The organism is Enterococcus sp. DIV2384 (assembly GCF_050534975.1).
GTDB classification, from domain to species: Bacteria; Bacillota; Bacilli; order Lactobacillales; family Enterococcaceae; genus Enterococcus; species Enterococcus faecalis.
The window spans coordinates 2,045,019-2,060,048 of record NZ_CP172905.1; the positions used below are offsets into that span (position 1 = coordinate 2,045,019).

Annotated in this window: 13 protein-coding genes and 1 tRNA gene; 3 read left to right on the forward strand and 11 right to left on the reverse strand. The window is 37.6% G+C overall.

The window, feature by feature from the left end:
• Positions 1-23: 23 nt before the first annotated feature.
• The 3 genes from fss2 to IGK54_RS09810 all read right to left on the reverse strand — a co-directional run bounded on the left by fss2 (position 24) and on the right by IGK54_RS09810 (position 7,153).
• Positions 24-4,982 (reverse strand): fibrinogen-binding MSCRAMM adhesin Fss2, encoded by a 4,959-nt coding sequence (fss2, locus tag IGK54_RS09800; RefSeq protein WP_430602940.1) that lies wholly within the window; start codon positions 4,980-4,982, stop codon positions 24-26.
• A 175-nt stretch (positions 4,983-5,157) separates the two neighbouring features.
• Positions 5,158-6,489, reverse strand: a complete 1,332-nt coding sequence (locus IGK54_RS09805) for a hypothetical protein (protein WP_002407190.1) — start codon at positions 6,487-6,489, stop codon at positions 5,158-5,160.
• 112 nt (positions 6,490-6,601) lie between these two features.
• The gene (locus IGK54_RS09810) at positions 6,602-7,153 is read right to left on the reverse strand and encodes a helix-turn-helix domain-containing protein (protein ID WP_002376638.1); all 552 of its coding nucleotides are present in this window, start codon (positions 7,151-7,153) and stop codon (positions 6,602-6,604) included.
• A gap of 213 nt (positions 7,154-7,366) precedes the next feature.
• Between IGK54_RS09810 and IGK54_RS09815 the strand changes: the two genes are divergently transcribed.
• The gene (locus IGK54_RS09815; RefSeq protein WP_002356628.1) at positions 7,367-8,074 is read left to right on the forward strand and encodes an AzlC family ABC transporter permease; all 708 of its coding nucleotides are present in this window, start codon (positions 7,367-7,369) and stop codon (positions 8,072-8,074) included.
• Positions 8,061-8,387, forward strand: coding sequence for an AzlD domain-containing protein (locus IGK54_RS09820; protein ID WP_002359670.1), 327 nt, complete (start codon positions 8,061-8,063; stop codon positions 8,385-8,387). The genes IGK54_RS09815 and IGK54_RS09820 overlap by 14 nt, the downstream gene beginning before the upstream one ends.
• A 49-nt stretch (positions 8,388-8,436) precedes the next feature.
• Here IGK54_RS09820 and IGK54_RS09825 read toward each other — a convergent pair.
• A tRNA-Thr gene (locus IGK54_RS09825) sits at positions 8,437-8,509 on the reverse strand.
• 158 nt (positions 8,510-8,667) lie between these two features.
• Between IGK54_RS09825 and IGK54_RS09830 the strand changes: the two genes are divergently transcribed.
• Entirely contained in the window at positions 8,668-8,904 is a 237-nt protein-coding gene (locus tag IGK54_RS09830) for a hypothetical protein (RefSeq protein WP_002381528.1), read from the forward strand.
• 73 nt (positions 8,905-8,977) lie between these two features.
• On the opposite strand, the gene IGK54_RS09835 is transcribed toward IGK54_RS09830, so the two are convergent.
• The 7 genes from IGK54_RS09835 to IGK54_RS09865 form a co-directional block, all read right to left on the reverse strand.
• Positions 8,978-9,250: a membrane protein gene (locus IGK54_RS09835; protein WP_002356625.1), complete on the reverse strand. Its 273-nt coding sequence runs from the start codon at positions 9,248-9,250 to the stop codon at positions 8,978-8,980.
• Between the two features lie 105 nt (positions 9,251-9,355).
• The gene (gene upp / locus IGK54_RS09840) at positions 9,356-9,985 is read right to left on the reverse strand and encodes a uracil phosphoribosyltransferase (protein ID WP_002356624.1); all 630 of its coding nucleotides are present in this window, start codon (positions 9,983-9,985) and stop codon (positions 9,356-9,358) included.
• Between the two features lie 131 nt (positions 9,986-10,116).
• On the reverse strand, positions 10,117-11,355 hold the full coding sequence (gene glyA / locus IGK54_RS09845; protein ID WP_002356623.1) for a serine hydroxymethyltransferase: 1,239 nt from the start codon (positions 11,353-11,355) through the stop codon (positions 10,117-10,119).
• A 75-nt stretch (positions 11,356-11,430) separates the two neighbouring features.
• Positions 11,431-12,453 carry an L-threonylcarbamoyladenylate synthase gene (locus IGK54_RS09850; protein ID WP_010820196.1) on the reverse strand — a complete coding sequence of 341 codons (1,023 nt, stop codon included), beginning with the start codon at positions 12,451-12,453 and terminating at the stop codon, positions 11,431-11,433.
• A 43-nt stretch (positions 12,454-12,496) separates the two neighbouring features.
• Positions 12,497-13,330 (reverse strand): peptide chain release factor N(5)-glutamine methyltransferase, encoded by an 834-nt coding sequence (gene prmC, locus IGK54_RS09855; RefSeq protein ID WP_142957412.1) that lies wholly within the window; start codon positions 13,328-13,330, stop codon positions 12,497-12,499.
• Complete coding sequence (gene prfA, locus IGK54_RS09860; RefSeq protein WP_002356619.1) at positions 13,323-14,396, reverse strand: peptide chain release factor 1; 1,074 nt, start codon at positions 14,394-14,396, stop codon at positions 13,323-13,325. The genes prmC and prfA overlap by 8 nt, the downstream gene beginning before the upstream one ends.
• Positions 14,397-14,407: 11 nt before the next feature.
• Positions 14,408-14,992: a thymidine kinase gene (locus IGK54_RS09865; protein ID WP_002356618.1), complete on the reverse strand. Its 585-nt coding sequence runs from the start codon at positions 14,990-14,992 to the stop codon at positions 14,408-14,410.
• Positions 14,993-15,030: the final 38 nt, after the last annotated feature.

The window sequence follows — 15,030 nt, forward strand, 5'->3', positions numbered from 1 at the left end:
ACTTTTGCCCCACGCTCATTTAATTATTTTCGTTTCTTCTTGATGACTATACCACTAATAATCACAATAAGTAACACAACAAGTCCTAGCACACGATATAGACCATTAGTTTGTTCTCCCGTTTTTGGATAACGTCCTTGCTTGTCAGGTTTCACAATATGTGTGACATACTGACTACTTTTTATCGTGGTTTGATTCGTTGAAGAACTAGTCTGGTTGTTCTCATTTTTATCTGGTAGCGGTGTAGGATTACGATCAATCACATGAACAGTTGCTACTGTCGTTAATTGACGAGGTGTTTCGTTTGAAAATATTGAGAAAAGTCGTGACTGCACAGCTGGTTTGGTTTCATTAACTGGCTCAGTGGTATAGGAAATCTGGTACTCTCCTGTTTTCTTTGTATCAACTTCCCCTTTTACTTGAACCTTATCAAAGGATATAGCATGACCATCACGATCTGTCGCTGAAACGAAATTATCTTCTGGTTTCCAAGAATCACCAACATAAATCGTTGTATCTTTAACCTCTAACTTAGATTGGTCGGGTTTGACAGTCACATTAGCTGTTTCTTCTTTACCTTCGTAACTGTATACGATTGGATAAACGCCTGCTTTGCTAGTATCAACTTGACCTGAAACAGTGATTTTTTCGAATGGGACATCTTGGCCTGTTTTATCTGTTGCTGAAACAAAGTTCTCTTCTGGTTTCCATTTATCGCCGACATAAATCGTTGTATCCTTGACTTGTAAACGACGATCATCACGGACATGAACGATTGCTTTCGCTTCTTTTGTGCCATTTTTATAGACAATTTCATAATCGCCTATTTTATCAACATTCACTGTTCCCTGAACGTCAATTTTTTCGAAGGGAACGTCTTGACCTGTTTTGTCAGTCGCGGAAACGAAGTTATCTTCTGCTTCCCATTTATCACCCACATAAATTGTTGTATCTTTGACCTCTAACTGACTGTCATCACGGACATGAACGATTGCTTTCGCTTCTTTTGTGCCATTTTTATAGACAATTTCATAATCGCCTATTTTATCGACATTCACTGTTCCCTGAACGTCAATTTTTTCAAACGGAACGTCTTGGCCTGTTTTGTCTGTTGCTGAAACGAAATTATCTTCAGGTTTCCATTTATCACCAACATAAATCGTTGTATCTTTGACCTCTAACTTAGATTGGTCGGGTTTGACGGTCACATGGGCTGTTTCTTTTTTACCTTCGTAACTGTATACGATTGGATAAACGCCTGCTTTGCTAGTATCAACTTGACCTGAAACAGTGATTTTTTCGAATGGGACATCTTGACCTGTTTTATCTGTCGCTGAAACAAAGTTCTCTTCTGGTTTCCATGAATCACCGACATAAATCGTTGAATCTTTGACTTGTAAGCAACTGTCATCACGAACATGAACGATTGCTTTCGCTTCTTTTGTACCATTTTTATAGACAATTTCATAATCGCCTATTTTATCGACATTCACTGTTCCCTGAACGTCAATTTTTTCAAAAGGAACGTCTTGACCTGTTTTGTCTGTTGCTGAAACGAAATTATTTTCAGGTTTCCATGAATCTCCCACATAAATCGTTGTATCTTTGACCTCTAACTTAGATTGGTCGGGTTTGACGGTCACATGGGCTGTTTCTTCTTTACCTTCGTAACTGTATACGATTGGATAAACGCCTGCTTTGGTGTTATCAACTTGACCTGAAACAGTGATTTTTTCGAAGGGAACGTCTTGACCTGTTTTATCTGTTGCTGAAACGAAATTATCTTCAGGTTTCCATTTATCGCCGACATAAATCGTTGTATCTTTGACTTGTAAGCGACTGTGATCAATTGTTTTAGTTAATGGAATTTTTAGTTGATTGTCTCCTTTGACTAGCTTAATGGCTTTTCCTGTCAAATACTCTTCATCCACGGAATATTCCTGCGGTACATTCGTTACTCGCAAAGTATAATCACCTGTCATGATGGCATCAAAGGAGTATTGACCTTTTTCATCTGTTGTAAATTCGGTTGCTGTATGCGTGACATTATCAATTAGTTCAAAAGAAACCTTCGCAATTGCTTGGTTTTCATCCTCTATGTTATGCGTATAGAATGTGGCAGTTGCTAAATAAACAATACCTTCCGCATCACCTTCTGAGAATTTCAATGTGATTGGCGCAGTGGTGACTTTTTTCTTGCTAGCAGACATCTGGTTCAATGTTTCAGAGTCGATTGTTGTTTCTGTATAGATTTGTCCAGCGTTTGCAGAGACAGTATTGTATTCAATCGTAATGTTTTCTGTCAATGTATAGTCTTTAAAAATGACTTTCGCACCGTTTGTAGTCTTCTCTAATGAATAAGCATCTTCTGGCACGCCTTTCACGGTAATAGAATTCAAATCGATTTGAGCATTGGTTGTGCCTTTTGGTGTTAATTCAATCGTTGGATTTTTCACGCGATGTGTTTTATTATCAATATTTTTTGTTGTTACTGTCGTTTTTGTTACATTTTTTAATGTTGGATTCGCCGCTTGTGTTGCACTCAAAATGTCTAACGCTTCATTTTGAACAGAAACCGAAGCAGACCCTTCATTATTATTCGATTGTGGTTCTTTCGCTGTCCCTGTTATATAAAGAGTTGGCACGTCGATCCAGCCATTGGCGTTTTTATACTCAATAATGTAACGTTTGTTGGTTTTTCCAAAATCAAACGTGTAACTATTGGTATTTTCGTCAAAAGTAATCGTTGGGTATCCAGGACTGTCTGGTGACATTGGTTTATCAAAATAATAGCCACGATCCCAGTATTGTGGATAAATTGAATCTACCTGATCGTTTGAAACATCATAAATGTCAAAAAGAACATCGGCGCCAGCTGGAATTTTTGTACGGACGCTTAGTGAGTCAAAAGAATCATTTCGTGCATTGACAAGGAATTGATTTTTACTACTTTGAAGTGTTCGTTCAGAACCAATGTGTCGATTGGTATTTACTTCTGTTTCGATAGGGGAAATGCCATCAGCACTCATTGTCACAGGAATTTTATCAAAAGGAATACTTTTATCTTTTGGTAAACTATCTGGCACGTAATTAAAGCCAATTGGAATTTCAAGCTCATTTGTAATTGGCGTAGTGAACTTAATGATCGAACCATCTAAGGTTGGTGTGACTGTATAATCTTTCCCTAAAACATAATATGAAAAATAAATATCTTTTGTGGCTCTAACAGATAGATATTGCGGATGTTTTATTTTAATCTCTAAATTTTCAATGGGGTTGGCCTTACTACCTGCTACAGCAATTTCGGTATCACTCATATAAGCACCGTTTCGATCATAATTTCCCCATGTCGCTTCCGCATTCGTAGGATTTAACATAGCGATTGGCTCCACGTATTGATCAGATAGTAACTGAATGGCTTTATTGGGACCAATTACAGGTGTACTTAATGATAGATTGATATCTTTCTTGTCAAAATCCATTGTTAAATCAGAAATATTTATTCTTAAATAGCTATCTTTTGTGGCCGTTAAAGTGAGCTTGCCACCTTCAGTTTTAATATCAAAATAGTCTTCCAATTTTACATTTTCATATAAAGGACCATACGCCGTAAATTTAGGATTCTTAATTTCTTGACCGTTTGTACTCTCTAATACGATTTGTTGACCCACTTTTGTTTCTGTTAACGTGCCATAAATTGTTACATAATATTTCCCTTTGCTTTGAAAACTGATATAGGACATACTACGCATTTCACGATCAGCAATTACTTTACTTGTTTGACTCGTCTTAGCAGTAAAATCGGTTGTTTGTTTAGTTCCTGTCGTACTTTTCAAGGAAATTGACCCAATTTTTGTGGTTGGATACTGCTGCGAATATAAGTAGTTATAGTCCGAAGCACTCTCTAAATAAATTGTCCGATTAATCGATAAGGAATAGGCTTTTTGTTGATTCATGTTTGGAACGGTTACAGCAATCCGCCCTAGCGAATTATCGCTTAATGTATAATCTTTGCCAGGTGTTAACAGGGTTTGCGTTTCTGGTAAAATTTGACCATTAATGTCGACATCGTAACTGAAAACTTGAGGTTCCAAGTTATCTTGTTTTCCAAAGAAAGCGCCTGGCGTCTCTGTTGTTAATAATTCTAATGTTTGATTGCCAGTTAACGTCCGGTCTAAATTATAAAAAATTTCGCCATCTAACCCTGTCGTTCTGGTTCGTTCGTTATATTGAATTGGTTCTACTTGTTCATATAAATCAAACGAGTAGGTTTTTTTATTTTTTCCTGGAGTTTCAATTTTGATTAATGGTTCCGCCTCTGTTGTTAGATAACTTTTTAGTTCTACTTTAAAGGAGGTATCCGAAACTCGCTGATTAAACGTAATACTTAATGTTTTGGTTGCCGCATCGACTGCCCAAGTTGCGCCAATGCCTGTCACTTCTCCGCTGACAGTTGAATAACCTAAATGTTCTGGTAATTGAACTGTATAAACTGATCCAGGTGCATAACCTGTGTTTCCAACAGCAAATTGGAACGTAGCGGTTACTGGTGTTGTATTTAATTCGCGGTGAACCTCTGTTTGGCTATATTCTGTTCCACCAATCGGCGCAAGACTCATACTGTCAAGTAGTTCATCTGTAATTGGCGCTTGAACATCTGGTAGGGCTTTTTCATTAAGTGAGGTGTCCTTGTCCTCCGTTGTTTGTTGTTCAGATGGTGTAGCAGCATCACTGGAAGCTGTTGTGCTCGCCTCTGTGGTTTGCGATTCAGTTGTTGCAGTTGGTTGATTCATTTCTGAAGTATTCGTTGTTTCTAAAGGTAAAGATGGTGTTGAGTTCGATAACTCTGCCTCTTTTTTTGCTGTATCAGTGGTCTCTGTTTGTGCTTCTGTCGTTGTTACAGCATAGGCATTTACGGCAAAACCGAAATTTTGTGCGAGAAGTATACTTAACATCACAAAAGAAAAAGTTTTTTTCTTCATACTAATCCCCTTTCAATAAAATTCATATAACCTAATAATAGCTTGTTAAAAATGAAACAATTGATTAATTTTTTTTGAATCTTCGAAAAAAAAAAACATCTTTTCATAAAAAAATACTTGGAAAACCAGCCACAATCACTGTTTTTCCAAGTATTTTTTTATTAATATTTGTAAATTATCGTTTCTTTTGACGAAAAACGACCACGAAATAAACTGCAATAAACAATAACACTAAGAGCGAGTTACTATTTTTAATGAAAGTTAAAAATTGACTTGTTTGCATTGAAATGCCTTTGCCGCCAGTCAATTCTAATAAAAATTGTGTCGTGCCACCTTTGCCTACTACAGTGACTAACATAAGCGCCATCAAAATAAATTGATGGAATAAACTCCCTTTTGTTTGTGTTGTATATTTGATAAGGATGCGGCTATCTTTTGGCAAATCTGTCTCTTGATAATATCGCCTAGCTAAAAAGCTGTTCAATGTGCTTTTGAAAAAACTCAAGAGAAACAGGCCTAAAATAGTCCACGAGGTAAGAAGTAATATTCCCAAACTTCCCGCCAGACCAACCATTGGTATGTTGTTTGACCATTGTTTCGTTTTACTAGCTGCAATCATTGCAAAAATCATCCCTAAAACATAAGGTAAATAGAGATAGATGCCCATATGAGCTCTGCCATAAACCCCTGCAACATAAATGGAACCAAATAAAAATAAATAGTTCCCGACAATCCCGTTAATCAAGGTCGCAAGATTCATTTCTAATGATACTTTATACGCACCGCGTTTGCCATAATGACTAACGAAAAGGACAGCCACCACAAAGAAACAGCAGGCGCCAACAATCGCGTAATCAAATTCCACCGCATTCGTTAATAAGCGACCACTTCTTAATAAAAGTAATAACACAAAAAAGATAACAAACAGAATTAATTCTTTTCGTGAAACTTCTGCTGATTCTTCTTCTAGCTCGTTTAATGAAACAGGATAGCTCTTGATTGCTACTAAAGCAACCAGAAAATAGAGCGCGTACACCAATAACGCCAGTCCAATCTCAGTCGCTTTAAAAAATAAAGCGCCAAATAAAACAGCGGTCAATAAGACTGTCGTTAAAAGATTGCTATGACTGATTTTTTGACCTTCTTCTTTCAAGAAAAAGCGAATTGATTGATTACTTGGTGGCAACAACGCCCCACTAAGTCCTAACAACATTCCTGAAATACTATAAAGCGGGAAAGAAAAAGCGCCGGCGATCCCAATTAAGGAGCCTGCCAAGCCTAACAATAGAGAAATCTTTAGTAGACCTAGACTAGTCAAAGACAAATTAATTCCTCGAACCAGAAAAATGCCTGTCATACGCAATGTATAAAATAAGACAAATGGTAAAATTGTTAGAAGGTTGTGTCCATCACTCAATTGAATGTAAAGTAAATAAGGCACAACAATAATCGTATTACTTAGTAAACTTAATGCTGTATTACCAAGACTTTCAATTTTTTTATTCATTTTGACCTCTTCTTTTATCTTTCATTTTCTATTATTTTTAGGGTAGCATTGTTTACTTTTTTTGTCCATAAAATAACAGATGTAGCAATTTCCTAATGTCTATTTTCCACTGTTACGTATAATAGTTAATGACGACTGCTTGGACTTTCTCTGTTCCGTCATTTATATACGTGTGTACTTGATTAGCATCAAAATACATAGCAGCGTCTTTTGGAAGAAGATATCTCTGACCGCCCACTTCAATAGCTAATGTTCCTTGAATAACCATGACATATTCTGTCGAACGTTTTGAATGCCCAACAGCTTGATACTTTTTCCCTGGATCTAATTCAAACTGAAAGAGTTCAAAATTTCTTTCCTGGTTGTCTGAGTAGTAATTAAAGACTCGATAGGAGTGATCTTCAGAATGTTGTGTTACCGTCTCAGTTTTTTTTACCACGGGATTTTCTTTAACATAGTCATCTTCTAATAAATACGTATACGGAACATTGAGTCCATTACTTATTTTCCAAATTGTATTTATGGTAGGATTGGTGGTTCCTTTTTCAATCTGCGAAAGCATCCCTTTACTCACTCCGGTTATCCCAGCTAGTTCATCTAACGTAAGTTTTTTTTCTTGTCTAATTTTTTTTAAATTATTGCCAATAATTGTATTAATCTCCAAAATAGTTGCTCCTTCTGTTTCTTTTTATTATCTAAAAGTTTAATATATTGAACAAAAGTATTCTTTATTGTATTATACAATATATATCTTAGTTGTTCAAAAGGAGTGGTTAATAATGAAAACGCTCATTCGCTCGTTGTGTCTCATTATCGAAGGTCTAGATTTTCAGACACACGTGTTTAAATTTTATACAGAAAGAAGGAAAAAAAGAGAATGAACCACCAATTAGATGCACGCACTGGCATTCGTGAAGCCTTGCCAACGGTTTTTGGCTATATTGGTATTGGCATTGCTTTTGGTATCGTAGGACAAGCAGCAGGTTTTTCCCCTCTTATTGTTAGTGCGATGTCGTTTTTTATTTTTGCAGGATCTGCTCAGTTTGTAACAGTTAGTATGTTGACTGGCGGCAGCCCTATCTTATCTATTGTGTTAGCGACTTTCTTAGTAAATGCGCGTATGATTCTTATGGGAATGACCATTGCGCCTTACTTTAAAGCCGAATCTCTTGGTAAAAATCTCTGGTTGGGAACCTTACTGACGGATGAAAGTTTTGCACTAGGAATGAATAAATTAAACCACACCAAAGGACGTTTAAGTTTTGAGTGGTTTAATGCTGCCAATTTGATTTCCTATGCGACTTGGGTTTTTTCGACGATCATCGGTGCCTATCTAGGGCGCTTTATTGCAAACCCTCAAGCATTAGGTCTTGAGTTTGCGGTTGTGGCTATGTTCATTGGTTTACTTTATCTGCAGATAATTAGTGATCGTTCCATGAAAATCGCTTTACAACTCATCATGGTCCTGATTACTTTTGGGTTGATGTCTATTGGTCTAATTTTTATTCCCAGTAATTTAATTGTCTTAGTTGTCACGTTAATCGGTTGTGGAATAGGAGTGATGATAAAACATGCCTTCTTCTGAGTATCTCTTTTTAACAATTTTAGGCTGTACCGTTGCAACCTGGCTTTCAAGAATACTGCCATTTTTACTTTTAAAAAAAATCAGTCTGCCACAGAAATTATTAGAATATCTAAGTTTTGTTCCCATTGTGATTATGTCCGCCTTATGGTTTAGTAGCTTATTTGAACAAAGAATAGGGCATTTACCAAGCCTCAATCTTCCTTATTTATTCGCTTCATTTCCTACCATTTTAGCCGCAATACTTACTAAAAACTTATTGCTTATTGTACTGGTAGGCATTGCTTCATTTGCACTAATCCAATATTTTATCTAAAAAAACAGACAGGCACTACCATCTGGTAGTGCCTGTCTGTTTTTTTAGATGCCAGCTGCAGGGATCGAACCTGTGACCTACGCGTTACGAGTGCGTTGCTCTACCAACTGAGCTAAGCTGGCCTGAAACAAATCTATTATAGGACTTTCTACTTTATTTGTAAAGTCTGTTTGTTATTTATTTATACAAAATCTCTTTAAAATAAGCCAAATAGCGACTTTACAAACTTTTTTCTGAAAATGTGGTATAATAGAGATATCAAGAAAGGATGGTTTTTTGTATGTCAAATTTTAATGGTATGGTTACTCCTGTTGTTCCATCGGATGCTGGTAAGGATTTCGCCGTTGACACCCATGTTACTTTTCTTGTTCACGGACAGCCACAAACAGGCGTTGTTACGAAACAATTAAAAAATGCCGCTGTCGTCGAAATTGACGAAACGCAAAAAAACAATCACTTAATGGTGCATAGCAATGGTGTGATTGTTATTAATTACAAACAATTGAAAAAGATTTAATTCTTCAAGCGTGGGAAATTTCCCCCGCTCTTTTTTATGTACAGAATTGGAATACTTTCCAATTCGTCGGAAACTATAATGCTGTAATAAAAGCAAAAAAACCAAAAATAATTCCGGGCACATTAGCAAAAATAATGGACTTATCTCGTGTTTCTCCATCGTCTCCATATAACCCATGAATCGTCCAAAAAATACAATTAATCATTGCCACTAATGGTTGCGTCGGATTGCCTTTTTCCCCATGTAAATTTCCATAAATTTGTGGAATATATGAAACATACATCAAAACTGACATCACACTAGCAATCACAGCGATAGCGTGTAAGACTTTTTTATTCTTTTTCATAGCTCCTCCTTTGTTTTTTTATTTTTTATTATACACCTAGAAAAGTTCTTTAAGCAAAAGAAAACCGTTAGTAACCATAATCGGTTATCTAACGGTTTTTTGTTATTATTTTGTTCCGAATAAACGGTCACCAGCATCCCCTAAACCAGGAACGATATAGCCGTCTTCGTTTAAGCGCTCATCTAAAGCTGCTGTATAAATATCTACATCTGGGTGCGCTTCTTGTAAAGCTTTCACACCTTCTGGAACGGCCACTAGACATACAAATTTAATGTTGCTAGCACCACGTTCTTTTAATGAATCGATGGCCATAATTGCGGAACCACCTGTTGCTAGCATTGGGTCAACAACAAATAATTGACGACTTGCAATGTCTTCAGGTAATTTCACGAAGTATTCATGTGGTTGCAATGTTTCTTCATCACGGTAAAGTCCAACGTGTCCAACTTTCGCTGCTGGAATTAATTCTAAAATCCCATCAACCATGCCAATGCCGGCACGTAAAATAGGAATGATTGCTACTTTTTTCCCTGAAAGTGTTTTTTGTGTTGATTTACCCATCGGTGTTTCGATGACAACATCCTCTAAAGGCATATCCCGTGATACTTCATAAGCCATTAACATAGCAATTTCGTTGACAACTTCGCGGAAAACCTTTGTCCCACAGTTCTTTTCGCGAATCATTGTTAGTTTGTGTTGAATTAGCGGATGATCAATTACTTGAAATTTTCCCATATCTATTCTCCTTCATTATTTTATTCTTTCTTATTGTAAAACAAAAGAGCCTAGGACACAAGTTGAATTCCTTAAATCCTAAGCTCCGACTCTTATTTGTACAGAGAATCGCGCTTCAGCTATCCCTGATGTTAGTTATATAATGGATATTTTTTAGTTAGCGCTGCTACAGCTGCTTTGACTTCATCATGAACTGCTGTATTTTCTGGATCTTTTAAAACTTGAACGATTAATTTAGCAACTTCTACCGCATCTTCTTCTTTAAAACCACGTGAAGTAATCGCAGGCGTTCCAATACGGATACCACTTGTTTTAAATGGACTTAATTGTTCAAACGGAATTGAATTTTTATTGACAGTAATATTTACACTATCTAAAATAGCTTCTGCTTCTTTTCCATTTAAACCAAAACCTGTCACTTCAATCAGTAATAAGTGGTTGTCTGTTGCCCCACTAATTAAACGAGCTTCTGGCGCTTGATTGAAAACTTTCGTCATCGCTTGTGCATTTGCAATCACTTGCTGACTATATTCAGCAAAACTTGGATCCAATGCTTCTTTAAAAGCTGCGGCTTTTCCGGCAATCACATGTTCCAATGGGCCACCTTGAATGCCTGGGAAAATACTACTATTTACTTTTTTCGCCAATTCTTCGCTATTTGTCAAAATTAAACCGCCACGAGGACCACGCAATGTTTTATGGGTCGTACTTGTTACGATATCAGCATACGGAACTGGATTTGGGTGCAACCCTGAAGCTACCAAGCCTGCAATATGCGCCATATCAACCATTAACTTGGCATCTACTTCATCAGCGATTTCACGGAAACGTTTGAAGTCAATCGTTCGTGAATACGCACTTGCGCCTGCAACGATTAGTTTTGGACGATGTTCTCTTGCTAAAATTCGCACGACATCGTAATCGATTACTTCTGTTGAAGGATCCACTCCATAACTGACAAAATTATAGGTTTTTCCACTAAAGTTAACGGGCGAACCATGTGTTAAGTGACCACCAGCTGATAAATCCATCCCCAAAATGGTATCACCTGGTTCAACCAATGAAAGGTATGCCGCTGTATTGGCTTGAGAACCTGAATGGGCTTGTACATTCGCGAATTTTGCACCAAATAATTCTTTGGCACGATCGATAGCTAAATTTTCTACGATATCGATAAATTCACAACCACCATAGTACCGTTTGCCAGGGTAACCTTCTGCGTATTTATTCGTTAAAATACTTCCTTGGGCAGCCATAACCGCTTTTGACACAACATTCTCAGATGCGATTAGTTCCAAGTTATTTTCTTGGCGCTCTTCTTCTCTTGCAATTGCATTCCATAAATCTGGGTCATACGTTTTGTAATCCATTCAAACAACACTCCATTTTGTTTTCTTTTGTCTGATTGTATCATACTTCTGTGTCAGCTTCGTTACAAATACCTCTTATTTTTCAAAAAATTTTTGATTAGCTGATTTTTTCAAGCGATTCATGTAAGCAGTGCCTAAACCAGTTTCTGCAAATCCTTGTGCAAAAATCGTGGTAGCTCCTTGCTCATCTAACGCTCTTAACCCTGCAAATAGTTCTTTTGTGGCATTTTCAACCGTTTCTGCACCATAAGAATAAACAAATACATTTTCTGTATCTAGTTGTGCTGCCTGTTCATCACTTAAAAATAAGCCGATTTTTTCCTGTTGCTCTTTTGCTTGCTGAATCGCCGCTTGCCATTCTGCTGTTTGACCGCTTATAATCCAAACTTCCGCATCAGGAGAATAGTGTTTGTATTTCATCCCTGGCGCTTTGGGTGCTGCAGTTTCACTAATCAAATGTGTATCGATTTTCACTTGAGGAATAATGCTTTCCAACTGCTCTTTGGTAATTGCTCCTGGTCGTAAAATAACTGGCACACCATCTTCCGCCGTTAAATCTAAGACCGTTGACTCCACCCCAATCTGCGTTGGGCCATCATCTAATATGGCAGCAATTTTCCCCTGCAAATCATGATAAACATGCTCTGCAGATGTTGGACTAGGCTTGCCAGAAGTGTTCGCACTTGGTCCGACCAATGGAACATTGGCTTGTTCAATCAAAGCTAAGGTCGCTTGGTTATCTGGCATACGAAAAGCGACTGTCTCTAAACCACCTGTTACTGTTTTAGAAAATGTATCGCTAGGCACATTAAAAATTAAAGTTAATGGTCCCGGCCAAAAGGCAGACACCAATTTTGTAGCGACTTCTGGTAAGGTCGCTACGTATTTTTTGACCATCTCAACGTTGTTCACATGAACAATCAATGGATTATCACTGGGTCGGCCTTTTACTTGGTAAACTTTTTTTACTGCCGCTTCATTTAAGGCATCGGCACCTAAGCCATAAACAGTTTCTGTTGGAAAAGCCACTAGCTCGCCTGCTTGAATGGCTGCTGCTGCTTGGGCTATTTCTTGTTTGGTTAATTTTTTTGTTTCCATTGCAAATCGCTCCTTCTAGAAAAGTGGCGACGAAGAACCTTAGTTACTCGGCTATCGCGAGGCGATCGTTGCCAGATAAATCTTTTTCAATTTTAATTGTTTTTTGTGGATAGGCGGCGCTCAATAATTCTTGGAGGGCCGCGCCTTGTTGAAACCCTATTTCAAAATAAATTTTACCGTCTGCTTTAAGCATCGTTTGACTTTCATGAATTAATTGTTGGTATAAAGCCAAACCGTTATTTTCAGCGAATAAAGCGGTTTTAGGTTCATACGTTCGGACACTTGCATCCATTAAATGCCATTCTTGTTCACTAATATAGGGCGGATTAGAAATAAGCAGATCAATTTTTTCAGAAGCAACTGGCTGTAAGCCATTCCCATGATAAAATTCGATGCCAGCACCTAATGCTTGCGCGTTTTGTTTAGCGACAGTCAACGCTTCCTCTGAAAGATCAATGGCAATAACTCGCCAGTTGGGCCGTGCCAGTTTCAAGCTAATCGCAATGGCACCTGTCCCTGTTCCGACATCCACGACCGTCAAAGGAATATCTGGATTGGCTTTTAAGCAACGCTCGACTAATTCTTCTGTTTCTGGCCTAGGAATCAAAGTATGTTCATTAACAATAAAGGAATGTCCATAAAATTCAGCTTGTCCTAGTAAATATTGTGCTGGGTAATCTGTCAATAATTGGGCTAAATCCGTTTTTAATTGTTCCTCTTCTTCTTTGGGCATTTCTTCTTGCATATGCAGGAGCCACTGCGTTTTATCCCAACCTTTACGTTCTAAAAAAACATAGTGAATAGCATAGCCTTCTTTGCCTTGCGCCTCTAAAAAAGAAGAAGCCCAGTTAAGGACTTCAAAGTAACGTTTAGCCATTTTGCATCTCTTCTAATTTCGATGTTTGATCATATAAGACTAATGCATCAATGATTTCGTCTAATTTACCAGCAAGAATCTGGTCTAGTTTTTGGATGGTTAAACCAATACGATGATCCGTTACTCGATTTTGTGGGAAGTTATACGTTCTGATTCGTTCTGAACGATCTCCGGTCCCCACCGCCGATTTACGGTTAGCATCATATTCACTTTGTGCTTCTTGTTGAATTTGGTCATACACACGAGCACGCAAAACTTTCATTGCTTTTTCACGGTTTTTTAGCTGTGAACGTTCATCTTGCATTGCGACCACGATTCCTGTTGGTAAATGGGTTAAACGAACAGCCGAAGCGGTTTTATTGACGTGCTGTCCACCAGCGCCACTTGCATGATAAATATCGACACGGATATCTTTATCAGCTAATTCGATTTCGACTTCTTCGGCTTCTGGCATAACTACAACGGTTGCTGTCGATGTATGAATCCGTCCTTGTGATTCTGTTGAAGGAACTCGTTGCACGCGGTGAGCGCCACTTTCGTATTTTAATTTTGAAAAGACGTTATCTCCTGAAATCATCATAATTACTTCTTTATATCCGCCGATTCCAGTGACGTTCGCTTCTAAAACTTCCGCTTTCCACCCTTGTGCTTCTGCATATTTTTGGTACATATTAAATAAGTCGCCAGCAAAAAGTGCGGCTTCATCGCCACCGGCTGCACCACGGATTTCCATGATGATATTTTTATCATCATTTGGGTCTTTTGGTAATAATAAAATTTTAATGCGGTCTTCTAACACTTCTTTTTCTTTTTTCAAATCAGAAAGTTCTTCTTTCGCCATTTCGGCCATTTCCGCATCTAAGTTTTCACTTAAAAGTTCTTCGGCATCGCTAATCCCTTCAACAACTTGTTTATATCGGCGATAAACCTCAACCGTCTCACGTGTATTAGCTTCTTCCTTCGATAATTCCATGAAACGTTTTGTATCACTAATGACTGCTGGGTCACTTAATAATTCGCCCAATTCCTCATAGCGATCTTCAATAGATTGTAATTGATCGTACATAGTGTCTCTCCTTACTGTTCTTCATTCACTGTTTTTGGATGAAAATAATGTTTGCGACAAACAGGATAGTAGGCTTCATTCCCACCAATTTGGACTTGATCCCCTTCATAAACGGGTTTGCCATCAATATAGTGCAAGTTCATAGTTGCTTTTTTATGACAGAACCAGCAAATCGTTTTTAATTCTTCTAATTTGTCTGCATATAAAAGTAAATACTTTGAGCCTTCAAATAATTCATTTCTAAAATCATTCTTTAGCCCAAATGCCATTACTGGAATATCTAATTCGTCAACAATTCGTGCAAATTCAATGACATGATGCTTGTTTAAAAATTGACATTCATCGACTAATACGCAAAAAGGTTTGTAAGACAAATCATTAATCAAGTCAAAAACATTGGTTTCTTCAAAAATTGGAATAGCATCTCTGCGTAATCCGATGCGACTGGATACTTTCCCAACACCATCACGTGTATCTAGTCCACTGGTCATCAAAACAACTGGTTTGTCTTGTTCTTCGTAATTGTGTGCTACTTTTAAGATTTCAATGGTTTTACCACTGTTCATTGCGCCATACTTGAAAAATAATTGAGCCATGTTCACTACACCTTTCCGTTAGTTCCTTACGTATTTTA

What these genes read in the sequence shown, in the direction of transcription:
- IGK54_RS09820 (WP_002359670.1), top strand. Translation starts at nt 8,061, where the DNA reads ATGCCTTCTTCTGAGTATCTCTTTTTAACAATTTTAGGCTGTACCGTT.
- IGK54_RS09830 (WP_002381528.1), top strand. Translation starts at nt 8,668, where the DNA reads ATGTCAAATTTTAATGGTATGGTTACTCCTGTTGTTCCATCGGATGCT.
- IGK54_RS09805 (WP_002407190.1), bottom strand. Translation starts at nt 6,489, where the DNA reads ATGAATAAAAAAATTGAAAGTCTTGGTAATACAGCATTAAGTTTACTA.
- IGK54_RS09850 (WP_010820196.1), bottom strand. Translation starts at nt 12,453, where the DNA reads ATGGAAACAAAAAAATTAACCAAACAAGAAATAGCCCAAGCAGCAGCA.
- fss2 (WP_430602940.1), bottom strand. Translation starts at nt 4,982, where the DNA reads ATGAAGAAAAAAACTTTTTCTTTTGTGATGTTAAGTATACTTCTCGCA.
- prfA (WP_002356619.1), bottom strand. Translation starts at nt 14,396, where the DNA reads ATGTACGATCAATTACAATCTATTGAAGATCGCTATGAGGAATTGGGC.
- prmC (WP_142957412.1), bottom strand. Translation starts at nt 13,330, where the DNA reads ATGGCTAAACGTTACTTTGAAGTCCTTAACTGGGCTTCTTCTTTTTTA.
- glyA (WP_002356623.1), bottom strand. Translation starts at nt 11,355, where the DNA reads ATGGATTACAAAACGTATGACCCAGATTTATGGAATGCAATTGCAAGA.
- IGK54_RS09865 (WP_002356618.1), bottom strand. Translation starts at nt 14,992, where the DNA reads ATGGCTCAATTATTTTTCAAGTATGGCGCAATGAACAGTGGTAAAACC.
- IGK54_RS09835 (WP_002356625.1), bottom strand. Translation starts at nt 9,250, where the DNA reads ATGAAAAAGAATAAAAAAGTCTTACACGCTATCGCTGTGATTGCTAGT.
- upp (WP_002356624.1), bottom strand. Translation starts at nt 9,985, where the DNA reads ATGGGAAAATTTCAAGTAATTGATCATCCGCTAATTCAACACAAACTA.
- IGK54_RS09815 (WP_002356628.1), top strand. Translation starts at nt 7,367, where the DNA reads ATGAACCACCAATTAGATGCACGCACTGGCATTCGTGAAGCCTTGCCA.